This is a genomic window from Marinobacterium stanieri (genome assembly GCF_900155945.1).
In the GTDB taxonomy this organism is placed as follows: domain Bacteria; phylum Pseudomonadota; class Gammaproteobacteria; order Pseudomonadales; family Balneatricaceae; genus Marinobacterium; species Marinobacterium stanieri.
Genome location: NZ_FTMN01000001.1, coordinates 494408 through 518108, shown reverse-complemented (window position 1 = coordinate 518108; position 23701 = coordinate 494408). Strand labels below are relative to the sequence as shown.

At 52.9% G+C, this 23701-nt stretch carries 22 protein-coding genes; 13 read left to right on the top strand and 9 right to left on the bottom strand.

The genetic code is table 11. From position 1 onward, the window contains the following. Window positions 1–36 precede the first annotated feature (36 nt). From BW956_RS02430 to BW956_RS02420, 3 genes are all read left to right on the top strand, one after another. Window positions 37–1041 (top strand): ABC transporter permease, encoded by a 1005-nt coding sequence (locus BW956_RS02430; RefSeq protein ID WP_076460522.1) that lies wholly within the window; start codon window positions 37–39, stop codon window positions 1039–1041. Between the two features lie 145 nt (window positions 1042–1186). Further along, window positions 1187–2038, top strand: a complete 852-nt coding sequence (locus BW956_RS02425; RefSeq protein WP_083702901.1) for an ABC transporter ATP-binding protein — start codon at window positions 1187–1189, stop codon at window positions 2036–2038. Window positions 2039–2061: 23 nt separating this feature from the next. Next, a complete protein-coding gene (locus BW956_RS02420) occupies window positions 2062–3225 on the top strand; it encodes an NAD(P)/FAD-dependent oxidoreductase (protein ID WP_076460518.1) in 1164 nt (387 codons plus the stop codon). 8 nt (window positions 3226–3233) lie between these two features. Here BW956_RS02420 and nadS read toward each other — a convergent pair whose 3' ends face one another. The 4 genes from nadS to BW956_RS02400 all read right to left on the bottom strand — a co-directional run bounded on the left by nadS (window position 3234) and on the right by BW956_RS02400 (window position 8037). Beyond that, window positions 3234–3536 carry a NadS family protein gene (nadS, locus tag BW956_RS02415; protein WP_076460516.1) on the bottom strand — a complete coding sequence of 101 codons (303 nt, stop codon included), beginning with the start codon at window positions 3534–3536 and terminating at the stop codon, window positions 3234–3236. Between the two features lie 11 nt (window positions 3537–3547). Further along, the gene (locus tag BW956_RS02410; protein WP_076460514.1) at window positions 3548–3868 is read right to left on the bottom strand and encodes a type II toxin-antitoxin system RelE/ParE family toxin; all 321 of its coding nucleotides are present in this window, start codon (window positions 3866–3868) and stop codon (window positions 3548–3550) included. Between the two features lie 483 nt (window positions 3869–4351). Beyond that, the gene (locus BW956_RS22170; RefSeq protein WP_139327107.1) at window positions 4352–6820 is read right to left on the bottom strand and encodes a tetratricopeptide repeat protein; all 2469 of its coding nucleotides are present in this window, start codon (window positions 6818–6820) and stop codon (window positions 4352–4354) included. A gap of 218 nt (window positions 6821–7038) precedes the next feature. Continuing rightward, entirely contained in the window at window positions 7039–8037 is a 999-nt protein-coding gene (locus tag BW956_RS02400) for a helix-turn-helix transcriptional regulator (protein WP_076460510.1), read from the bottom strand. Between the two features lie 133 nt (window positions 8038–8170). On the opposite strand from BW956_RS02400, the gene BW956_RS02395 reads away from it, so the two are divergent. From BW956_RS02395 to BW956_RS02385, 3 genes are read left to right on the top strand one after another with little or no spacing between them, the layout of a single operon-like run. Beyond that, entirely contained in the window at window positions 8171–8689 is a 519-nt protein-coding gene (locus tag BW956_RS02395) for a 2,4'-dihydroxyacetophenone dioxygenase family protein (RefSeq protein WP_076460508.1), read from the top strand. Next, window positions 8679–9470, top strand: coding sequence for an SDR family NAD(P)-dependent oxidoreductase (locus tag BW956_RS02390; RefSeq protein ID WP_076460506.1), 792 nt, complete (start codon window positions 8679–8681; stop codon window positions 9468–9470). Before BW956_RS02395 ends, BW956_RS02390 begins: the two co-directional genes overlap by 11 nt. A gap of 13 nt (window positions 9471–9483) precedes the next feature. After that, the gene (locus tag BW956_RS02385) at window positions 9484–10251 is read left to right on the top strand and encodes a glucose 1-dehydrogenase (RefSeq protein WP_076460504.1); all 768 of its coding nucleotides are present in this window, start codon (window positions 9484–9486) and stop codon (window positions 10249–10251) included. A gap of 52 nt (window positions 10252–10303) precedes the next feature. Here the strand turns inward: BW956_RS02385 and BW956_RS02380 are convergent, their stop codons facing one another. From BW956_RS02380 to BW956_RS02365, 4 genes are all read right to left on the bottom strand, one after another. Further along, window positions 10304–10945, bottom strand: a complete 642-nt coding sequence (locus tag BW956_RS02380; RefSeq protein ID WP_076460502.1) for a response regulator transcription factor — start codon at window positions 10943–10945, stop codon at window positions 10304–10306. Between the two features lie 6 nt (window positions 10946–10951). Then, window positions 10952–12469: a PAS domain-containing sensor histidine kinase gene (locus tag BW956_RS02375; protein WP_244894311.1), complete on the bottom strand. Its 1518-nt coding sequence runs from the start codon at window positions 12467–12469 to the stop codon at window positions 10952–10954. A gap of 107 nt (window positions 12470–12576) precedes the next feature. Next, window positions 12577–13122 (bottom strand): hydrolase, encoded by a 546-nt coding sequence (locus BW956_RS02370; protein ID WP_076460498.1) that lies wholly within the window; start codon window positions 13120–13122, stop codon window positions 12577–12579. A gap of 29 nt (window positions 13123–13151) precedes the next feature. Further along, entirely contained in the window at window positions 13152–13583 is a 432-nt protein-coding gene (locus BW956_RS02365) for a MaoC family dehydratase (RefSeq protein ID WP_076461284.1), read from the bottom strand. A gap of 173 nt (window positions 13584–13756) precedes the next feature. Here BW956_RS02365 and BW956_RS02360 point away from each other — a divergent pair, with 173 nt between their 5' ends. The 5 genes from BW956_RS02360 to BW956_RS02340 are packed head-to-tail and all read left to right on the top strand — an operon-like array spanning window position 13757 to window position 20834. Continuing rightward, complete coding sequence (locus BW956_RS02360) at window positions 13757–15127, top strand: malonyl-CoA decarboxylase (protein WP_076460496.1); 1371 nt, start codon at window positions 13757–13759, stop codon at window positions 15125–15127. Between the two features lie 27 nt (window positions 15128–15154). Then, window positions 15155–15904, top strand: a complete 750-nt coding sequence (phbB, locus tag BW956_RS02355; RefSeq protein WP_076460494.1) for an acetoacetyl-CoA reductase — start codon at window positions 15155–15157, stop codon at window positions 15902–15904. A 13-nt stretch (window positions 15905–15917) separates the two neighbouring features. Continuing rightward, window positions 15918–17702, top strand: a complete 1785-nt coding sequence (locus tag BW956_RS02350; RefSeq protein ID WP_076460492.1) for an acyl-CoA dehydrogenase — start codon at window positions 15918–15920, stop codon at window positions 17700–17702. A gap of 27 nt (window positions 17703–17729) precedes the next feature. Beyond that, complete coding sequence (locus BW956_RS02345; RefSeq protein ID WP_076460490.1) at window positions 17730–19151, top strand: NAD-dependent succinate-semialdehyde dehydrogenase; 1422 nt, start codon at window positions 17730–17732, stop codon at window positions 19149–19151. A 57-nt stretch (window positions 19152–19208) separates the two neighbouring features. Beyond that, window positions 19209–20834, top strand: coding sequence for an acyl-CoA synthetase (locus BW956_RS02340; RefSeq protein WP_076460488.1), 1626 nt, complete (start codon window positions 19209–19211; stop codon window positions 20832–20834). Window positions 20835–20882: 48 nt separating this feature from the next. Here BW956_RS02340 and BW956_RS02335 read toward each other — a convergent pair whose 3' ends face one another. Further along, complete coding sequence (locus tag BW956_RS02335; protein ID WP_076460486.1) at window positions 20883–21380, bottom strand: hypothetical protein; 498 nt, start codon at window positions 21378–21380, stop codon at window positions 20883–20885. Between the two features lie 607 nt (window positions 21381–21987). On the opposite strand from BW956_RS02335, the gene BW956_RS22165 reads away from it, so the two are divergent. Together BW956_RS22165 and BW956_RS02330 are read left to right on the top strand one after the other, a co-directional pair. Beyond that, entirely contained in the window at window positions 21988–22362 is a 375-nt protein-coding gene (locus tag BW956_RS22165; protein WP_139327106.1) for a hypothetical protein, read from the top strand. Further along, window positions 22335–23045 (top strand): hypothetical protein, encoded by a 711-nt coding sequence (locus BW956_RS02330; protein WP_076460484.1) that lies wholly within the window; start codon window positions 22335–22337, stop codon window positions 23043–23045. The genes BW956_RS22165 and BW956_RS02330 overlap by 28 nt, the downstream gene beginning before the upstream one ends. Window positions 23046–23701: the final 656 nt, after the last annotated feature.

Genomic DNA, 23701 nt, shown 5'->3' with positions numbered 1-23701 from the left:
GGCGCTGGCCGGAGCCCCGCCGAAGGAGAGCACACCATGAGCAGCATTCGTATGACACTATCAGGCATGTCCGGCATCGCCGGAGTTAAAGCCAACGACACCTTCGCCAGCTGGTTGAAACGCACCACCCAGACCCTCGGCCTGCCATTGATCGGCCTGCTGGTCTTCCTGTTTATCTGGCAGGTGGGCGCCAAGCAGATCGACACCTCGCTGGGCCAGTTCCCGGGGCCGACCCAGGTCTACGAACAGGCGGGAGCACTGGTTTCTGAGCACAATCGCGAGCGTGATCGTGAAGCCGCTTTCTACGAACGACAGGAAAAGCGTAACGCCGACCGTGTCGCCAAAGACCCGGACTACGTACCTAAAATCCGTGATTACACCGGTAAACCGACCTTCTTTGATCAGATCGGCACCAGCCTGGTGACGGTGTTGGCCGGCTTTGCCATCGCAGCGTTGATCGCCATTCCGCTGGGCATTTGCATCGGTCTGAATTCAGCCCTGTATAGCGCATTGAACCCGATCATCCAGCTATTCAAACCGGTGTCGCCGCTGGCCTGGCTGCCGCTGGTGACCATGGTGGTCAGTGCCGCCTATGTCAGTGATGACCCACTGTTCGCCAAGTCATTTCTGACCTCGCTGTTTACCGTATCCCTGTGCTGCCTCTGGCCGACGCTGATCAACACCGCCGTGGGTGTGTCCGCCATCAGCCCGGACCTGCAGAACGTGAGCAAAGTGCTGCGCCTTAACTGGCTTACTCACGTGGTACGCATCGTACTGCCATCGTCGGTGCCGATGATCTTCACCGGCCTGCGCCTGTCACTGGGCATCGCCTGGATGGTACTGATCGCCGCCGAGATGCTGGCGCAGAACCCGGGGCTGGGCAAGTTCGTCTGGGACGAGTTCCAGAACGGCAGCTCCGACTCCCTTGGCCGCATCATGGTCGCCGTACTGGTGATCGGCCTGATCGGCTTCCTGCTGGACCGCATCATGCTGCTGATTCAGCGTGCCGTTTCCTGGGATAAAAACGCAATTACTCGTTGAAAAGCTATCTGCGTTGCTAGCGCGGCGTCAAAAATCGGCTCAAATCGGTCATTTATAGACCATAAACTCCCTCATCTCGCCGATTGTTTCCTTGCGCTAGCGGCCTCGATAACGCTTTTCAAAAGCCTGAAGAGGTATGACTACCATGGCTGCACATCTTGAATTAACAGACGTTTCCATCGAGTTTCCGACACCGAAAGGGGCCTTCAAGGCGCTGGACGGGGTTAACCTGAAGATCCAGCGGGGCGAGTTCGTCTCCCTGATCGGCCACTCCGGCTGCGGCAAGTCCACCGTACTGAACATCGTCGCGGGCCTGCATCAGGCCACCACCGGTGGTGTGGTACTGGACGGTCGTGAAGTGAACGAACCCGGCCCTGAGCGTGCCGTGGTGTTCCAGAACCACTCGCTGCTGCCCTGGCTGACCGCCTACGAGAACGTGGAACTGGCCGTGCGCCAGGTGTTCAAGGGCAAAAAGAGCAAAGCGGAAATGAAGGAGTGGATAGAGCACAACCTGGAACTGGTGCACATGACCCACGCCATACACAAGCGCCCGGATGAAATCTCCGGTGGCATGAAGCAGCGTGTGGGTATCGCCCGAGCGCTGGCGATGGAGCCCACCGTGCTGCTGATGGATGAGCCCTTTGGTGCGCTGGATGCACTGACCCGCGCCCACCTGCAGGACTCACTGATGGAGATCCAGAACGAGCTCAACAACACCGTGATCATGATCACCCACGACGTGGATGAGGCGGTACTGCTGTCCGACCGCATCGTGATGATGACCAACGGCCCGGCTGCAACGGTGGGCGAGATCCTCAAGGTAGATCTGGCACGTCCGCGTGACCGGATCGCCCTGGCCGATGATGCCGAGTACAACCACTACCGCCATCAGGTGCTGCGCTTCCTGTACGAGAAGCAGCGCAAGGTGGAACCGTTGGAGAGTCGACGCCCCAAGGGCTCGGCTGCCAGTGAGTCCAAATCCCGCAAACAGGCCTGAGCCGAGTAGCCGGAGGCTAGCAAATGCATGCAGAACTGGTAATCGTCGGCAACGGCATGGCAGCGGCGCGGCTGGTGCAGGAGCTGAAGCAGGGTGGCGGTTTCGAGGGCCGTATCCTGATGATTGGCCGTGAGCCCCGGCCTGCCTATAACCGGGTACTGCTGTCGCCTCTGCTGGCCGGCGAAATCGAAGACCAGGCGCTGGAATTGCACAGCACCGACTGGTACGAGGAGCAGGGCATAGAACTGCTGTGTGATGACCCGGTCATGGCACTGGAACCCGAACGTCATCGTCTCTATACCGGCAGCGGCAAATGCATCTACTACGACCAGCTGGTACTGGCCACCGGTTCCAACTCCAGTCTGCCGCCGTTGCCGGGTATCGACCTGAACGGCGTAATGGGATTTCGTACCTGGCAGGATGTGGAGGTCATGCGTGAAGCCGCGGCTAAAGGTGGCAACGCCGTGGTAATCGGCGGCGGCCTGCTTGGGCTGGAAGCGGCCGAAGGCCTGCGCAAACTGGGCATGTGCACTCGCGTGCTCCAGCGCAGCGATTACCTGCTCAACCGCCAGCTCGACCGCCATGCAGCGGGTATGCTGCAGCAAACTCTGGAAGGACGTGGGCTGGAAATCATTACCAACGCCGGTGTCGAGTGCTTGCAGGGCAACGAAGCCGGGCAGGTTACGCAAGTTATTCTGAAGGATGGCACCGCTTTGCCTGCTGATTTAGCGGTGGTTGCAGCCGGTGTCACCCCCGAAACCTCTCTGGCCCGAGCTGCCGAGCTCGACTGCGACCGTGCCATCAGGGTAGATGCCGAACTGCGCACCAGCGCTGTGGATATCTTCGCCATCGGTGAATGCTGCCAGTTCGAAGACAACACCTACGGTCTGGTCGCACCTATATGGCGGCAGGCCAGGGTACTTGCGCAAGTGCTGAGCGGGGAAAGCGATCTGTATGTCGAACAGCCGGTGGCGACCCAGCTCAAGGTTAGCGGGATCTCGTTGTTCTCCTGTGGGGAGATCGATGCACCGAACGCGAGCGTGGTGGAGTACCACGACCCGGAAGTGGGGGACTATCGCAAGCTGTGGCTAAGGGACGAAAAGCTGGTAGGGGCTGTGTTGTATGGCGATACCCGCCAGGGCAACGGCTACTTTGAGCAGCTGCTGGCAGAGAGAGCAGAAGCATAGGCCTCTGCTCAGCTTACCTGTTCAAGGATCTGAATTGCTTTCTTGGGGTCGGCCTCGATCAGGGCCAGAAGCTTCTTGGTAGGGCCTGCAGGGTTGCGACGTTTGGTTTCCCAGCTTTTCACTGACTCCAGGCTGGCGCCAATAATCTCGGCAAACTCCTGACGGTTCTTGCCAGACGCCTCACGGATTTTCCTGACATCCAGTGTATCGAAGTGGTGAACGGCAGAGCCCGCTGGAGTCTGGTCTCCATTCTCAATGGCAACCATCTCTTCGGTACTGGCCAAAAGGTCGGCAAACAGTTCGTCTTTCATGGTTATCTCCGCTACTTCAGCTTGTCAGTCAAAGCCTTGAGTTGTGCTTTCTGAGCACTGGTAAGGTTATCTCGCTCGCTCTTCGGATAAATCAGCGCCAGGTACAATCGACCGGTCGAGGGCACAAGACTGTAGTAGATGACCCTGACACCACCGCTTTTCCCCTTGCCCGGCAATGCCCAGCGCAGTTTTCTGAAGCCACCTGTGCCTTCAATCCTACTACCCGCTTCCGGGTTCACAATCAGTGCTTCCTGCATCTGCCGAAAACTCTCATCAGTGAGCAGTTCCTTGCGATGCTTGCTGAAACCAGCCAGTTCTATGAATGTAATCATCATACGTCCGTGTACTGAGTACATGATAGATATACAGTGTACCTGTTTCAATCAGTAAAAAAATACTGTCTTGGGAGCTTGTGTTGATAAAGGCAGAACTATGAACCAGTTCGGCTGATGTCTTTGTTTTCAGTGAATGCTGTCAGTTCGAGGGCAACACCTGCGGTCTGAGCACGCTGGCCTGGCGTCAGGCCAAGGTGTTGCGAGGAAAAAACTATCGAATGCCGAACTGCCTGTGACCACCCAGCTCAAGGTCAGCGGGATCTCGTTGTTTTCCCCTGGTGAAATCGATGCACAGGACGCCTGCGTGGTGGAGTAGCACGATTCGGAGGTGGAGGACTACTGCAGCTGTGGTTAAGGGATGAAGAGCTGGTGGGAGCCGTGTTGTATGGGGATACCCGCCAGAACAACGCCTACTTTGAGGCGTTGCCCTGATGGAATATATTAATTAAAAATATTTTACAGTAAAGAAAGTGTTTTTATTTATAGATTATCAATTATTTTTTGTGATTTTGTTTTCTTTGTGCGCCAGTTTGTAATTTGCCTTCGTGTTAGATCTTTGTACTTTATAATGTCTCGATGATTTTTCTCATCATATCCATTACTTCTTGAGTTAGATTTTTCTGCTTTTTCAAGAAGATCAAACGCTTCCTCTAATATTTCTAATTTCTTGTTTATATTAGTTTCTTCTCTACTTTTGTAGAACCTGGCTATAGCTTTCCTTAGTAAGCAAAATGATAGGGGCCTTCCCTTGCTTTTGGCCATTTCAATGAGAGTATCACCCTCATTTAATTCACCTAAGCGATAGTGAACAAGAGCTAATCCTACAATAGCATCACAATTGTTATCATCAAGCTCTATGGCTTTTTTAGATATCTCTTTTGCGTAATTAAAATCTCTTTTTCTATTTAAAAGAAGCCATGAGAACCTATCATGCAGTGATGAGTTTACTGGATCATCCTCGACTGCTAATTCGTACATTTCAATTGCTTCGTCAATCTCACCCTTATCAGCATGCACTTTTGCTGCTTTTGCATATTCACTTCTAAATGCCTCTGCAACTCTGTCTGTTCTGTATTCTCTTTCTATTCGCTCGCGTTCGGTGGCATACAAATCTACTGAGTGTGCGATATTTCTCAATCTGTTTTTACAAAGATCATCGAGTTTACTGAATTGCTGAAGGAAAAATCTACCTGCTAGATCAACCAGTTCAATGAAGTAACTTCTACCGTAATCTGTTAGAACTGAAAAATGAGTTTCTTCAAGAGCCGATTGAAACTCTGTATGCTGTATTCCGATTTCTTGGCATGCTCGACTTATGGTCGATTGATCCAATGGGCTTGATAAGTTTACTAGAACTAAGAAAACCTCTTTTTGAAATTGGTTCATCCTAGCCCAAGCATCATCATACAAAAAATCTAATAAATCTTCATTCGATTTTTTAAATACGTTTTCAATTGCTGAATCTATACCCAAATTTGATCGGCTAATATATTTAACCAAGGCTTCGAGTAGAATCGGCTTGTTCATTAGCTTTTTTGAAACTTTTCTTAGCGTAGCCTCACCTGCTTGCTGAATAGGAACGGCTCCATAATCGTTGGCAAGTCGCTGCATAAGGCTTACACCTTCTGCTTCGGTCAGACCTTCGATTAAGATAGGAGTTGCTTCTATGAACTCCCGTCTTCTAGAAGTAATAATGATTCTACCTATAGACTTCCCGACAGTCTTAAAAAAAGCACCTAGATCTTTAACCTCTTGCTGGCTGGTTGCTAGTGTTTCAGTATTATCAATAACTAATAATATATCATTTCGATTTAACTTATTTTCTCGTAGTACACCAATTGATTTGTCGATTAACTGTCTTCCTGAAATACTATACCAATCTTTTGATAAAACAGGATCAAAGCATCTCATTAGTTCTCTTATGCACTCATCGACAGCCGGTGTAATGCTAGTAAAATGCTTTAACCCCTCTTCGGTCCATCTAGTAATTTTAGCTGTATGGTAGCTAATAACTGTTGGTAGAGGCTCATTAAAATCATATTGACTTTCTAAAAATTGATTTAGCATTTCCAAAACGAGTGTTGTTTTCCCATAACCTCCATCGCCATACACTAAACAATACCTAGAGTCTTCATCATCAAACCATTCGACCAATTTACTTATTTCATCTTTTCGACCCTCGAAAGTATCAGTCTGTCTCACAGGGATGTTATGAAAGAAAGAATAATCTTTATTGTTGGAAACTATTTCTGATAGTTCATAACCGCCATGCTCTTTTATGCTTTGGTTGTTGAATATGTTTTCTTCGGGTAGTGTTGTAGTGAAATCATTTGACTTCGTCCAAGAAAGTGTCTGGCCACTTATTCTCCAGATTCCTTTTCTGGCTGATACTTGGTTAATTACGATAGGTTGATTTTCGTATATTAAAGGGGTTTTTATACTTAACCTGTTCAGTGACTTTGGTAGGTATAGCTCTCCATTATCATGAATTTTTGGAATTACATCTGAAAAAACTGTCAGGCAATCTCTTATAATTGATTCTGTTTTTGAGGACCATAGCTCTGATGTTTCTGAGTCAATAACACCATGACCTTGTTTTTTGTTCCTAAACTGTACCCATTCTATTAACCTTTTAGAAATAGGGTATTCAACATCTTTTGTCTTTTCGAACCAACCCGGTAAAAAATCTTTATAAGCATATCCTCTTATTAGTGGAGTAAGAGTTTCTATAGCTTCTACAGGAAGCCCATCTGATGGCTTTGTGAATCTGTTTGTTAAGTCGAATAAACTTACTTCGTCGCTTGGTGTTTGATCTTTTGTGATCTCAAATATTGAAACGGATACAGTTTGCAATAATGATCGTAATAATGAAGTGAGATATGTAAGTTTCTCAGTGTGATTTTCTTTTTCTATAGCACTAATTAAGGCTTCTTGATAGAGAGTTTTCATGATAACGATAATTCTATGCCTGGTGGGGGATCATTTAGAAATAGTCTGGAAGCCTTTTATTTAGCGTTCATACCTTCCTCTGGGCTTCCCTTGAACAACGGTGAAAATCCTGCACGAACGTGCTCACCTATACCCGATGATAGCCATTTGAGACAGTTTTGCCACCGTGCTTTTGGCGAAGGCTGTAACAAAGCCAGAAAATCACACCTGAGGTGCTTTCAGGACGATCCCACTTTCTTCTGCCACTGCTTAGGCGACAACCCCGTCCATTGCTTGAACTTGGTGCTGAATACTGAGGCATCCGCGTAGCCGAGGTTCAGGGCCAGGTCGGTCACACTCATGCTTTTCCTTCTAAGGTGATCTTCCGCCAGCGTCTGGCGGATCTCGCGCATGATCTGTGAATAGCTGACGTCCTGTTCCTTGAGTTTGAGTTGCAGCATGCGGGGATGAAGGTCCAGAGATGAGGCGACCAGTTCCAGGCTGCAGTCGCCGCTGGCGAGCAGGGCGCTGGCGACCTGGCGTACCTGTTCTTCTAGGCTGGTAGGGAACTGGTCACGCAGAAATTCGACGTGGCGTTTGATCGAGCTGGAAATGGCCGAGGCGTACTGTCGGTTTTGCTGGGTCAGCAGCCGGGTGCTCAGGGTGATCCCGCAGAAGTGCTGATCGAAATGGACCTGCCTGTAGTCGCTTTGACGATAATCCTTTTGATAGGGTGCCGGGGCCGAAATCGAGATATCAAAATTATAGCGGGACAGTCCCGTAATCTCGGCGACAAAGTTGCACAGGTGCCCAAGGCTGAGCAGCTTTATTTGTGTAATGCCCAGAGGTGTGGAGATATCAAAATCCATCAACACCTGAGTGTTATCCCCAACCGGAATCTGCCTTACATGCACGCCGGAAGCCTGAAGGTAGAGAGCACTGCTGACCTTATTCAGTGCTTCGCCAATGGTTTCTGCCTGGGCGGCAAACAGAGGCAGGGGGCCGATAGCCTCCAGTGGCTGGTGCTGTGTCAGTAACAGGCCGAACAGTGGTTGCTGGCACTCCAGTGCGGTGCGTTCAAGCAGTTCCGCCAGCTTGCTGTAGGAGACGAAAAGATCCGCGCCGTTGAACTGCGCTGGCACAAAACCTTCGGATTTCATCAATGCAACGGGGTTATAGCCCAGCTCGGTGACCAGCCGCTGATAGCCGGTGATGCTGTAGCTTTTGGCCAGATACATGGCATTCCTGATCTTTTTGTTTTCGTGATTTGTAAAGTCTAATTCGTAAAAGATCAAGAAATGGGTCGTTGGTTGGTCGTAGAGTGATCAGACACAGCAAGTCACTCACCATAACAATAAAGAGGTTTTCACCATGACTCTGCCTGCTCCGATCAATGAACAACACCGTCTGCTTTGCGTCCACACCGATGATATCGATCCGGTTGATGTGGGTGCTGTTCTGCCCGGGCTGAAGGTTTGGCCCCTGTTTCTCGATTCTGAAAATGGCTACTGGATTCTGCGCGTGCAATTTGCCCCCGGTACGCGTTTGCCGATGCATTTCCATACCGGGACTGTCCATTTCTACCAGCTCAGCGGTGTCTGGAACTATGCGGAATACCCTGAAGATGTGCTGAAAGCGAACAGCTACCTGTATGAGCCGGGCGGTTCTATCCACACCTTTATGGTGCCTGAGGATGCGACTGAACCTTCTGACGGGTTCATGGTGGTTCAGGGCTCGAACGTGAACTTCACCGAGGAAGGCGAGTTCGTCAATGTGATGGATGCGGGCTGGATTGAGCATGTGATCCTCGAATGCTGCAAGGCACAGGGGCGTCCGATACCGCGTTACATCAAACCCATGGCCAAGGCAGGTTTCAGCGATGCCGAATAACCTGCAAGGCAAAGTTGCCATCATCACCGGTGCTGCCAATGGCATCGGTGCCGAAATAGCGCGGGACTTTGAGCACCGAGGCGCCAAGGTCTTTCTGACCGATATTGCTGACGAAGCGGGAGAAGCAACGGCCAAAGAGATTGGCAGCAATGCGGCCTTTATGCATCACAATGTGAGCGACGAGGCCGGCTGGCCTGCTGTCTTCGAGCAGTGTGAAGCGATCTTCGGCAAGGCCGATATCCTGATTAACAACGCCGGTATCGAAGTCACTGCCTTCATCACCGAGTGTGAACTGGAAGACTTCCGCAAGCTCATGGACGTGAACGTGGGCGGGGTTTTCCTCGGTCTCAAACACGGCATGAAGCAAATGAGTGTGGCCAACGGCGGCAAGGGCGGGGCGATTCTTAACCTGTCTTCCATGGCGCACCTGATCGCTAGTGTTGGCTTTGGCCCCTATGGGGCAACAAAATCAGCCGTCGATAAGCTGACTAAAGTGGCCGCTGTAGAGGCTGGCGCTTTGGGCGCTGGGGTGCGTGTGAACTGTCTCTATCCGGGCATTATCGATACCGGTATGCAGGACAAGCTGGGGCAGGACCTGCTCACCATGGGCGTGTTCCCGGATGCACAGGCGCTGCAGGAATATGTGATTGCGCGCACGCCTCTCAAGCGTACGGGTACTCCGGCCGATGTGGCCAAGGCTGCGGCCTATCTGTGTTCTGACGAAGCGGAGTTCATTACCGGTGTTGGTATGAGCGTTGATGGCGGCATGGCTCTGGGATAGGAGGGTATATTCCATGACACAGAAAGTAGCGTTGATTACGGGTGGTGCATCGGGCATTGGCTTGGCAGCGGCAGAAGCCTTGGCGAAGGCGGGGCTTCATGTGGTGCTGGCGGATGTTCAGACCGATGCCGCTCAGGCGGCGGTGGATAAACTGCACTCTCAGCAGTTGTCTGCCTCCGCGGTTGAGCTGGATGTCACTTGTGAAGAAAACTGGAAAGCAGCCATCGAAACGGTTGAGCGCGATCAGGGCCGACTGGATGTGTTGGTCAATAACGCGGGAATCGGCGAAGGCGGTACGCTGGAGTCAACCTCGCTGAACCGTTTCAACCGGGTGATGGCGGTCAATGTGAACGGCGTCTTCCTGGGGTGCAAGTACGGCATTCCATTAATGGAGCGCAGCGGTGGCGGTTCGGTTATCAACGTCAGCTCCATTTTTGGCATCGTGTCCGATCAGCTAATGGTGGCTTATTCGGCTTCCAAAGGTGCTGTGCGAACGATGACCAAGTCGATAGCCCTGGACTGCGCCACCCGAAACAATGGGGTGCGGGTTAACTCTTTGCATCCGGGGTTCATCGAAACGCCGATGGTGGTGGGGGCGGCTGCTGCAGCTCCTGCTGAGATTATCGAACCCTACACAGCTAGAACCCTCGGACAAGTTCCGGTGGGCCGCTTCGGCCAGCCGGATGAGTTGGGGGATGTAATTGCCTTCCCGGCGTCGGATGCCTCGCGCTTCATGACCGGGTCCGAAGTGACCGTGGATGGTGGTTTTACGGCGCGTTAACAGCAGGGAACTGTGTGGCCAGAAGGAGGCTGGGAAGCTGTTCTTTCTGGTCTCAGCCTTGATCTTCCACCGTTTCCACCAGCCCCAGTGCAATGGCTATCTGGACCAGTTCGGCTAAAGAATCGACCTTCATCTTGGCCATCATATGGGCACGGTGGCCTTCCACTGTTTTGCGGTTGATGCCCAGTTCGTCAGCGGCTTCCTGGTTGGACAGCCCTTTGACGATCAACCCCATCACCTGCTTTTCCCGTCGCGTCAGGCTGTCATAGCGCTCTTGCATGCGGGACTGGGCACTCTGGCGGGCCATACGGATGCGGTCTTTTTCCAGCGCATTGTGCACGTGGTCGATCAGTATCTGGTCGTCGAACGGTTTTTCGATGAAGGTGAGAGCGCCCTGAGTCAGGGCTGTGACGGCCATGTCGACGTTGCCATGCGCCGAGATCATGATGATCGGCAGGTCTATCGCCAAATCGGCAAATTTCTTCTGAGCATTGATGCCGCTGAGGCCCGGCATGCGGACATCCATTACGATGCAGCCGCTGGTGTTGCCCGGGTTGTGCTCGATGAACTCCAGCGCATTCTCGAAGGTGTCTACGCTCAGCCCAACAGACTCCAGCAGCCATTTCAGGGAGTCACGGACATCGGCGTCATCGTCGATGACGAATACCTTTTGAGCGTCTTGTTCAGAGGTCATGCGTACTCAGTTAACTGTGTTCACGGTGAATGAGAAGCGGCTGCCGGATTGTGGCAGGTTTTCCGCCCATAACTCGCCGCCCAGATTCTCCACCAAAGAGCGACTGATGGCCAGTCCCATGCCAAGCCCCGTGCGCTTGGTTGAATAGAAGCGCTCGAAGATCTGCGGCAAATCCTGCTCGGGAATGCCGGGTCCTTCATCGTCCACTGTGATCAGCAGCTGATCGCCTTCGGGGCGGACGCCGACGCTGACGGTCTTGAGTTCATGTTCGGCCTCGGTGTCGCTGGCTTCAAGCGCGTTGACCAGCAGGTTCAGCAGCACCTGTTCCAGCTGGATCTGGTCGCCGCGCACGGCGGGCAGGTTATCGTCCAGCTGGCAGAGGATGCGGACGTTGTGACGCTCGGCGGTGGACTCGCAGAACTCGCAGATGCCATTAACCAGGCGCGCAATATCCAGCTCGGTAACCTGGGGTTCCTGTTTGCGGGTGAAATCCATCATCCGGTGAACAATTTCGCCGGCGCGCAGGGCAGTGCTGATGCTGCGGGTGATGGGCGTTTCGATATCCTGCCAGCGCAGCGATTCTGCGCTGGCGAAGCGGCGCTCGATACCGCGCAGGAAGCTGACCATCGCCAGCAGCGGCTGGTTGAGTTCGTGGGCCAGGCTGGAGGCCAGTTCACCCATGGTGATCAGGCGGCTGGCGTGGTCGATCTCAGCCTGATAATGCTTCATCTGTGCTTCGGCGGCTTTCTTTTCGCTCAGATCACGGGCCACCAGTGACAGGTATTCAATATCGCCGTGCAATGAGCGGTGCACCAGCAGTTCGAGCATCACCGGAATAGGGTTGCCCTCGCGGCTCTGCAGGTTCAGCTCGCTACGCCAGCTGCCCTGTTCCTTGGCGGTGGGCAGGCCATCGGCCAGCAGGGTCTTGAAGCCTTTTTGTGCCATTAGCTCCTGTAAAGACAGCCGGGTGTAGTCGGTATGTTCCAGCGCAAGACAGCGTCGAGCTGCCTCGTTGAGGTGTGTGATCTGCAGGTCCAGGTCGGAAAAGATCACCAGATCCTGAGTGCTCTCCAGCACCCGTGCCAGTCGTCTGTTGGCCTTGTCGGCCTTGATACGGTGTGAGGCATCACGCGACACCACGAGGATCTCCTTGATCTCGTGGGTCTCGGGATCGCGCAGGGTGCGACTGGTACTTTCCAGCCAGGTGTAGTGACCGTCCTTGCAGCGGAACCGGTAGGTATGGGTGTACAGACCACGGTCGTAGGTGACGCTGGGCGCACGGTCCTGAAAGTCCTCCACGTCGTCCGGGTGGTAAAGGTCGTAGGCGGACATGCCGACAATCTCTTCCACTGTAAAGCCCAGCAGGTGCGTTACGGCGGGGGAGGCATAGATGAAGCGCCAGTCGCCGGGCGTATGGCGTGAAATCATGTCGGTGGACTGTTCGGCCATTTCGGCAAGCAGTCGGTTGCGCTCGGCGTCGTCGCTCAGGGCGGAGCGGCCCTGTTCAGGCGTTAAGGGTTTCATCTGCATTCCCTGCTCTGGGTGTGCTGGGCAGGATACAACACAGGCAAGCGGCATGGGGAGAGGGTCTGGCCCCGGCGGACGAGTGCCGGGGCAGTGGGCATCATCAATCAGCGCAGAAACTCCATGCTGAACGCCTTGAATTGGGTTACGTCGGAGCGGCGCATCCACTCAAAGCCGACCATTTCCCGTGTGATCAACTTAACCCCTTCCTTCTCCATGCGACGCAGGGCAATCTCGGTATCGAACGGGTTGCGCGCAGAGATGGAATCGGCGACCACGAACACCTCGTAGCCTTCTTCGAGCAGGCGCAGGGCAGACTGCATCACGCAGGCCTGGGATTCCATGCCGCAGAGGATCGCCTGCTTGCGGTCCAAATCACGGAAGGCGCTGCCGAATTCAGGGTCATCGATGCAGGCAAAATGGGCTTTACCGAAGAGCTGCTCGGCACCAACGAGTTCACGCAGGCTCTCTTCGGTGTGGCCCAGCCCCTGAGGGTATTGTTCAGAGCCAATCACCGGCACTTCCATCAGCTGGGCCAGCCGGGTCAACCACTTGCAGTTGTCCACGAGCCGTTGCTGTTCGTGTACGCCAGGCAGCAGCTTGGCCTGCACATCGATCACGATCAGTACGGACTTATTCTTATCCAACAGCATTCTCAATCACTCCTTGCGCTTGTTTGGGATCAGGCCGGGCGGCGGTCAACCATGTTGGTGGCCATGCCTTCGGCGACAACCTTATCGCCCACACGGCAGATGGTTTCGAGCTTCACGCGACGGCGTTCTTCGTTGATTTCCACCACTGTAGCCGTGGCGACCACTGTATCACCGATATGTACCGGGGCCTTGAACTTGAGCTGTTGGTCCACGTAGATGGCGCCCGGCCCGGGCAGGCGTGTGCCCAGTACGGCAGAGATCAGGGCGGCGCTGAACATGCCGTGCACGATGCGCTGTTCAAACATGGTGGTTTTGGCGTATTCGGCGTTGATGTGCACCGGGTTATCGTCGCCGCTGATGCCGGCAAAGAGGATGACGTCTGCATCGGTGATGGTCTTGGCGTAGCTCGCCTGCATGCCGACTTCCAGATCTTCCAGGTAGTAGCCGTGCAGTGCTTGCATAGAGTCCTGCATGTTATTGCTCATTGTTGTTATCCCATGAATCGATACTTTGGATCTTTAGGTTAGTGGTATTCGTTTAATTAACCAAGGGTTTTTACTTGGTTTTTGAAAATGGCTCTGCTAGCCTCGATGCAAACAATGACAACAAGCACTCTCCAGGAGGGGGTTCCGTTATGCAGACTCAGCCAGCAAACCTGTTTGAAAGGGCATTCAAAAAGCTTGTTCCCTATGGGCTTGAAGCGGTTGCCGGTCGCAGAGCCGTGCCAGACATCATGGGACTGGACCCGGACCTGCCTGAGGTGGACCTGGGGCGTGTGCGTGAGTGGGTCGATAATTGCCTTGATGCCCATGCCGGGCAGGTAGAGGCGCGCAATCGGGCGGCGATGCTGGGGCGGATGTACCTGAATCTTTCGCAGGTCGGCAAGGTCCGCTTTCTCGGCATGCTGGCCGAGGAATACGGTATTGATGATGCAGGCGTTGAGCAGGCAATCAGCAGCTGGCAGAGCGCGCTTAATGGTGAGCGTGCACGTAAAGCTCATCAGCTGCGCAAGGCTCTGGAGCCGGCCCATAATCGCCTGCTTAAGCAGTTCACAGGTGTTCCCTCAGGTGTGAAATTCCTGGTGGATATGCGCGAAGAACTGCTGGGGCTCAAGCAGGAACACAGCGAGCTTGAGTCACTGGAAGCAGACCTGAAAGAACTGCTGGCAACCTGGTTCGATGTGGGGCTTCTGCAGATGGAGGAGATCAGCTGGAACTCCAGCGCGGCATTGCTGGAGAAGCTGATCGCCTATGAGGCCGTGCACGAGATCCAGAGCTGGAGCGACCTGAAAAACAGGCTGGATTCCGACCGCCGCTGTTTCGCCTTTATCCACCCCAATATGCCGGATGAACCGCTGATTTTTGTCGAGGTTGCCCTGGTCAGTGGTTTGGCCGGCAGTGTCCAGAAACTGCTCGATGAAGACGCGCCGACCCAGGATATCGACAGTGCCGATACCGCGATTTTTTACTCCATCTCCAATGCCCAACCGGGGCTTGCCGGGATCAGCTTTGGCAATTTCCTGATCAAGGAGGTGGTGAAGAAGCTCAGCCGTGAATTCCCGCACCTGAAGCAGTTCGCAACCTTGTCCCCCATTCCGGGGTTTGCTCGCTGGCTGGAAAACTGTCCGGCTGCCCAGCTGTGTGAACTGCCTGGCGGTGAGCAATGGCTGAGTTTGCCATCACCGCGGGTGGTCTCGGTTATCGAAGCCAATGAATCCATGGACGTCCGTCAGGAGGCGCTGACAAAGCTGGCCGCGGCCTACCTTTGCCAATGCAAAAAAGGCACGCGCGCGCAGGACCCCGTCGCCCATTTTCATCTCAGCAACGGCGCCAAGGTGGCTCGGCTGAACTGGATGGGCGATGTGTCCCAGAAAGGGCTGAAGCAATCCGCCGGCCTGATGGTGAACTACCTCTACGAACTGCCAAAGATCGAACAGCGCAGTGAGCAGTACACATCGGAGGGCGTGATTTCCCAGTCTTCCGCAATCAAGAAGCTTTTGAAGTAAGCCATTCACAATAAGAAGGAAAACATCATGACGAATCGTATCGCAGTGGTAACCGGCGCAACCGGTGGTCTGGGAACATCCATGTGTCAGGCGCTGGTCGATCAGGGGCGTAAGGTCATCGGTACCCATCTGCCAAACGAGCAGGCCACCGCTCAGGCAGAGGACTGGCAGCAGACCATGAAGAGCCAGGGCTATGCGGTCGAACTGTACCCGCTGGATGTGGCGGATTACGAAGGCTGCCAGGCGTTCGTGAAGCAGGTTGAGTCCGAGCACGGCGCCATCGATATTCTGGTGAACAACGCCGGTGTCACCAGCGATGCCCCGCTGAAGAAAATGGGTGTCGAGCAGTGGAACAAGGTGATCGACGTAAACCTGAATTCCATGTTCAACATGAGCCGTCAGGTGTTTGAAGGCATGTGTGAGCGGGGCTTTGGCCGCATCGTCAACATCTCCTCGCTGAACGGTGAAAAGGGCCAGTTTGGTCAGTGCAACTATGCCGCGACCAAGGCCGGCATTTACGGTTTCACCAAATCCATCGCTCTGGAAGGCGCACGTAAGGGCGTAACCGTTAATGCGGTATCTCCGGGCTACATCGATACCAAGATGGTACGCCAGGTGCCGGAAAAGGTGCTGGAAAGCATTGTTGCCGGCATTCCCGTGGGCCGTCTTGGGCAGCCGGACGAAATCTCTCGGGCCGTTACCTTCCTGACAGCTGAAGAAGCCGGGTTTATCACCGGGACCAATCTGTCGGTAAACGGCGGCCAGTACATGGACTAAGGGAGCAGGCAGCATGAGCGAGTACAGAGCACCCACCCGAGACATGGAGTTCGCACTAAGAAGTCTGGCTGGGTTCGACGAAATGGCCAAGGCCTGCAATTACGAGGATGCCTCGCCCGATGTGGTGGCGGCGATTCTGGAAGAAGCGGCCAAATTCGCCGGTAACGCCATCGCGCCGTTGAACCGCAGCGGTGACGAAACCGGTGTACAACTGGACGAAGGCCGCTGCGTCCAGACCCCGGAAGGCTTCAAAGAGGCCTACCAGCAGTACATTGAAGGGGGCTGGGCCGGCCTGCAGTTTGACGCCGAGCAGGGTGGTCAGGCGTTGCCATTCTCGCTGGCCATTCCGGTGCAGGAGATGATCCACGCGGCCAATATGGCCTGGGGACTCTGTCCGCTGCTGTCTCAGGGTGCCACCGAAGCGCTCAGTGAAAATGCCGACGAACCACTGAAACAGATGCTGCTGCCGAAGATGATCAGCGGCGAGTGGACCGGCACCATGAATTTGACCGAGCCCCAGTCCGGCTCGGATCTGGCTACCATTCGCACTCAGGCACGGCCTGAAGGCGATCACTACCGTATCACCGGCCAGAAGATCTTCATTACCTGGGGTGAGCACGATATGGCCGAGAATATCGTCCATCTCGTACTGGCTCGGCTGCCTTACGCGCCGGCGGGGGTGAAGGGCATTTCCCTGTTCGCCGTGCCCAAGTTTATTCCCGGTGCCGATGGCAATCCGGGCGAGCGCAACGACTGTTACGCCCTTTCGCTGGAACACAAGATGGGCATTCACGCCAGCCCGACCTGCGTCATGAGCTATGGCGAGAACGGTGGTGCGCTCGGTTACCTGGTGGGCCAGGAAAATCAGGGGCTGGCTTGCATGTTCACCATGATGAACAACGCCCGCCTGACCGTTGGTCTGCAGGGTGTGGCGGTGTCCGAGCGTGCGCTGCAAATGGCACGCAGCTATGTTGCCGAGCGTATTCAGGGAACGGCGCCGGGCGACCTCGAGCCTTCACCGATTGTGCGCCATCCCGATGTGCGCCGCATGATGATGACCATGAAAGCCTTGACCGAGGCGGGCCGTGGCCTGGCCTATTCCGGCTGTGTCGCGGTCGATTATGCCAAGCATGCTGAGCTTGATGCCGAGCAGCGTAGCTACTATCAGCGCCGTGCCGATTTGCTGACACCGCTGGTGAAGGGCTGGTGTACGGAGATCGCCCAGGAGGTCACTTCGCTGGCCGTGCAGTGTCATGGCGGCATGGGCTTTATCGAAGAGACCGGTGTGGCTCAGTTATACCGTGATGCCCGCATTCTGCCGATCTACGAAGGTACCAACGGTATTCAGGCGCTGGACCTGATCGGTCGCAAGACCATTCGTGACCGTGGTCTGGCCATGCAGGAACTGCTGGCAGACATGCGAGCGACGGCAGAAGCCGCCAGCACTGTCTCCGCACTGGATGAGCAGCGGGTGCAAGCCTTTGAACAGTCAATTCAGCAACTGGAGGAGGCACTGCAACTGGTGTTGGACAGCAGTGCCAATGAGCATTTCGTGGGCTCATCAGCCTTCAACTTCCTGATGCTCACCTCCACGGTTACGGCCGCCTGGCTGATGCTGAAAGCCACACTACTGGCCAGCCGACAGAGCACCGGGGAGCCGGGCGATGAATTCCTGACGGCCCGGCAGGTGACCACGCATTTCTTCGTCGACCATATTTTGCCGCGTTGTGCCGGTTACCTGGCTTCGGTAAAGGCGGGTGAAGACTCCATCATGGCCCTGCCGGAAACGACGCTCTAACAGGGTCCAGCAGTTAACGGAGAGAGTATGTACATTAATGGACACTGGGTGACTGAACGGAGCCATTTCCCGGTCACCAACCCCGCCAACGGCGAAGTAATCGGTGAAGTGCCCGATTGTACGCCCGAGGATATCGATGCAGCCATCACGGCCGCGAGCAACGCACAGAAGAGCTGGAAACAGACAACGGCCTATGAACGCTCCGGCCTGCTGTATCGTGCCTGGGAGATCATGCTCAGCCGCAAGCAGGAACTGGCCGAACTGATGACGCGGGAGCAGGGCAAGCCGCTCAAGGCGTCACTGAACGAGGTGCAGTACGGCGCCGATTTTCTGCTTTGGTTCGCAGAAGAGTCCAAACGCATAAACGGCCAGACCATTCCGTCAGCCCGGGGCAACCAGCGCTTCATCACCCAGAAGGTACCGGTTGGTGTAGTCGGCGCAATCACCCCCTGGAACTACCCGATTTCGATGATCACCCGCAAGCTGGCGCCGGCACTGGCCGCCGGTTGCACGCTGGTGCTCAAGCCGGCAGAACATACGCCGCTCTGTGCCAAGGCAATGGCGGAAGTGTTCGAGCAAGCCGGTTTTCCGGCAGGTGTGATCAATGTGATCACCAGCCGTGACCCTGCGCTGGTGGGTGAGGCTTTCTGTACTGATCCGCGTATCAGGAAGCTGACTTTCACCGGCTCTACAGCCGTGGGCAAACAGCTCAATGCCCGGGCGGCAGCCAATATGAAGCGGGTGTCGATGGAACTGGGTGGTCATGCACCGGCCATTGTCTTCCCGGATGCGGACCCCGTCCACGCCGCCAAGGGGCTGTCGCTGGTCAAGTTCCTCAATACCGGCCAGGCCTGCATCAGTCCGAACCGCATTTTCGTTCACAAGGATCAGGCTGAAGCCTTCCTGGCCGAACTGACGGCGCGGGCCGCTCGACTGAAAGCTGGCAGTGGCTTTGAAGCGGGTAACAGCATCGGGCCGCTGATCAACGAGGCGGCGCTGCAGAAGGTAGATAGCCAGGTGCAGGATGCGCTGGCCAAGGGCGCTACCCTGCACACCGGTGGTCAGCGTCTGACAGACGGTGAGCTTGCTGAGGGCTGTTTCTATGCGCCCACGGTGCTGGCAGGCGTGACGCCTGAGATGAAAATCTACCGCGAAGAAACCTTCGGCCCGGTTGCACCGGTGGTGATCTACAGCGATGACGACGATGTGCTCGCCATGGCCAACGACACCGAATACGGGCTGGCGGCCTATATCTACAGCAACGACCTGTCGACAGCGTTCAAGGCATTTGAAGCCTTGGAGTTCGGCATCATCGGCATCAACGATATCAACCCCACCAGCGCAGCGGCGCCCTTTGGCGGCATGAAGAACAGCGGCCTGGGGCGTGAAGGTGCACAGGAAGGCATCGAGGAATATCTGGAAACCAAACTGGGAGGTTTCGCGCTCTGATGCCCGGCGCGTCATCACATTTGCAAACACCGTGCTCTTGATAATAAGGATAAGAAAATGGAAAACATGTTTGAGCTTGATCTGGACCCTGTCGAGGCGAACTTCTCGGCACTGACCCCAACCACATTCGTTAAGCGGGCTGCGCTGGCGCATCCCAATCGGACGGCTGTGATCCACGGGGATATCAAGCGCACCTGGCAGGAGACCTACCAACGCTGCCTGAAGTTGGCTTCGGCGCTGCGCAAGCTGGGCGTGAAAAAGGGCGATACGGTCGCGGCGCTGCTGCCCAATATCCCGGAAATGCTGGAACTGCACTTTGCCGTGCCCATGCTGGGAGCGGTGCTGAATGCACAGAACACCCGGCTCGATGCCAAGACCATGACTTACATGCTCAACCACGGCAAGGCCAAAGTCTTTTTCACTGACCGTGAGTACAGCGACCGTGCCAGGGAGGCGCTGGCCGGTTGTGATGCCAAGCCGAAGGTGATCGATGTGGACGATCCGCTGTTCGACGGCGGTGAACTGATCGGTGACATGACTTTCGATACACTGTTGGCGACCGGGGATGATGACTTTGAATGGGAGCTGCCGGGCGAGGAATGGCAATCCATTGCGCTGAACTACACCTCCGGTACCACCGGCAATCCCAAGGGCGTGGTTTATCACCATCGCGGTGCTTTCCTTAGTGCGCTGAGCAACGTGGTCGGCTTCGGCCTGCCGGATGGTGCCGTCTACCTGTGGACGTTGCCAATGTTCCACTGCAACGGCTGGTGTTACCCCTGGGCAGTGACGGCCGTAGCCGGAACCCATGTGTGCCTGCGCCAGCCGCATCCCAAACCGATCTTTGAAGCTCTGGCCCGGCATGGCGTGACCCACTTCTGTGCCGCGCCCATCGTGCTGAACATGCTGATCAATGCCCCCGAAGAGCAGAAGCTGCCGTTTGAGCAGCAGGTTACCGCTGCTACCGGTGGTGCCGCTCCGCCAGCGGCGACCATCGAAGCGATGGAAGAAATGGGCATCAAGGTTGTTCATCTTTATGGTCTGACCGAGACCTATGGTCCCAGTGTGGTCTGTGATTTCCAGGATGAGTGGCACCAGCTGAACCCGAAAGAGAAAGCACGGAAAATGTCCCGTCAGGGCATTCCTTCGCTAACCATGTCCGACATGATGGTTGCTGACCCTTCGACACTAGAGCCGGTCCGGCAAGATGGAATGGCCATCGGCGAAGTGTTTTTGCGCGGTAACTCGGTAATGAAGGGCTATTTGAATAACCCCGATGAAACCCGGAAGGCGTTTTCCGGTGGCTGGTTCCACACCGGCGACCTGGGCGTCTGGCATGCCGATGGCTATATCGAGATCAAGGATCGCTCCAAGGACATCATCATCTCTGGTGGCGAGAATATTTCGACTCTGGAGGTAGAGAGTGCCCTCTACAACCATCCTTCGGTGCTGGAGGCTGCAGTGGTGGCTGCACCGGATGAACACTGGGGTGAAATTCCCTGTGCCTTCATTACGCTCAAGCAGGGGACAGATGAGTTGTCAGAGGATGATGTGATCACTCACTGTCGTGAGCACCTGGCTGGGTTCAAAGTGCCGAAAAAAGTGATTTTCACACCTGCTTTGCCGAAGACATCGACAGGTAAGCTGCAAAAGCACGTGCTTAGAATGCAGTTGGCAGGGTAAGTTTAAACTATGGGGGACGGCACCATGTGGGCGGTGCCGCCTGGATTCTCAGCGCTTGCGCGAACACTCAAAATTGACGCCGTCTTCGTCTTGAGTGATTAGTTTCTGATCGCTCAATTCAACAATAAGGGAGCGGTCTGTATCACCGGTAGGAAACATCTCTGCCAATTCTGCTGCTCCCAGCTTGGAGTTGTTGGTCAGGCTGGTTCCCTGAACATCAGTTGTGGTTTCGAGTAGGTAACCGTCCTGAATCTCCCAGTTTCCCTGGAAATCATACTGATTGGCTAAAACGACCATGTTGCCTACAGTAACTTTCAGGTTGCCAAGACTCCGACTAGTGCCGTTTGAATTGTACGACACATCAAAAATAGCGGAGAAATGCGTACCTTCATCGCTCTCCTCATGGCTGCATGCCCAGTTGCCATAAAGCTTGGCTTCATCAACTGAGGCCGCCTGTACTGATACTGAGCAGACAGAAGCAAGTAATCCCGCAAGCAGAGTGTTAACTGTTTTTTTGCAGCGATTCTGATAGTTAACCACGGACATCTTTCTTTCCCTGAAGAACGTTTAATAAAAGGGTTGAATATTAACTTTGACTGACTTGGTGCACCCAAGAATAGACATGCTACTCCTGACTGGTCCCAGGATGAGTTTTAGGGAGTTACAGGCCGTAATGTGGGCCTTCTGCAACCATGTTTTTCATCGTAGCTCAGATGGTAATGGAGATAAGGGCTTTGATACCAGAAAAATCAAACGATCTTCTGCTGTACTGGGTAGTTTGCATGTTTAGAGTGGAAGCCCTCTGTTGCGATCTGACTGGCCGTGTATCGTTACATTATTGTAAGTTACGAAATCTAGGATTGATTTTATTAAGAGGAACTATAAATAAGAAAAATGGAATTTGGTAGTGTCGTTTTTTGGTTTTTTCTAAATTCAAACTTAATAATTTATTTATATTTTTAAAATATATCATATATATTTAGCATTTGTTTAAATTGAATCTATATATAGCCTTTAACTATCTACAATAAATTCATAATTCCAATTGCTGTTTCCTTTTTAATACCAAATTAAGTTTGAATACTATTTTCTAAGTTGTTATATTTGATGGTAATGGAATTTTTATCATATATATGTTGTCAAGGAGTGACACATGCCTTCAGTTTTCTTCTCGGCCAACCGTAAACCTATCTCCGAAGTTGTAGGAAATGATGCTACTTTAGTAGAAAGCTTTAAAAGAGCTAATGGTATTGCCTCTGGTGATTTTCTTTATACGGGACAAGCATATACTTTAGACTTTGAATCACTAGAGTCTAAGATGATTACATCTAGATTCAATCAAATGTGTCTTAAAGACAGAGTGACACTACAAAGCATGGTCGCCACTAATGGCGAAAATCTGTATAGCGAAATGAGTTTCTATAACCGTTATCTTACTCACGCTGCATTAAGTGATGTTAACAGTCTAATTGGGGTGACAGGAGACGCAAAAAATCCCGTTTGGATGACTTCCAAAAAGCTTTATTGAACTACCAAAATGCTTTGTTAGATTTACAGCAAGGTAAATATAATAAAACCCCAATGCCTTATTCAGGAAAACATTTAGCAGAGACAATGGTGCGCAGAGCATATAAAGAGCTAGTTGAACAGCATAAAACCACCATGCAATCTATCGTTTCAGCAAGCGCGTTAAATCGTAATAAAGGAAATGCTCTGAGTAACGCGGAGAGGGGGGTATTACTTGCAACAAGGAGCCAAGGTCGAAAAGTTGATCCTAGATTGATGGTGCACGATGCTTTTACTGCAAATAAAGTCGCTAAATATGCAGGCGTCATTGCAAAAATTTCTGGGCCCTTAACTTTAGTTGTAGATGGTACTTTGAGATATGGGAATGTGGTCACAGTACGTGAAGCTGGCGGTGACTGGCATAGGGAAAGCGTTATCCAACTTGCTGGCTTATCAGGAGCAGTTACAGGAGCAACCCTCGCTGGGTATGCTGCAGCTTACGCAGGAAAATTCGTGGTTACTGCAGCAGCACTTTCTGGACCCATAGGATGGGCATTAATGGGAATCGTAGTTATTGGAAGTATTGCTTTTAGTTTTTATAGCGGGAATGTCGTAGGATCCAAGTTCGAAAACGCTGCAGCAGTCGGATATGACCTTATTTCCTATGATAATAATGATTATTTGGAATACCTGAAAACATTATGAATATTATTTCCTTGGTTCTTTTGGTATGTTCATTAATTTTTATAATCATGTATTTTTTTATTTCATTCTTTTTGTTTTTCTTTACAGTTCGTAGAATAGAATATAATTTAAAAATAAGTGGATATGACCGACCTTCTAGTTGGGATGTGATAGGCCTTAGAACTTATGTGTATGTTTTTGAGTTGATTCAGCCCAAAACACTTTACTCAAAACCATCACCATTTGACTCATTTACTAGTTCTAAACTAATCCATGAATATAAGCGGCCAATAGATGTAATACTTGCTCGATTATTGATTTTAGATGGGTTTTTATTTGTAGTTGTCCTGTTTGTAAACGATCATTTCTATTTATGATGATAACGAATATTGGGTATAGCTGAGCACACTATGAATACTATACCCTTTATTATTATTGTATTGTCGTTCCTTTTATTAATTATTTATTTGTTATTGTCATTGTTTTTGTTTTTCTTCACGGTTCGTAGAATAGAATATAATTTAAAAATAAACGGGTATGATCGACCCTTTAGCTGGGATGTAATGGGTCTTAGAACATATCTTTATGTTATTGACTTGGTTCAACCTAAAAGACTGTACTCAAGACCATCAGTACTTGACGCCTTTACTACGTCTAAACTAATCCATGAGTACAAG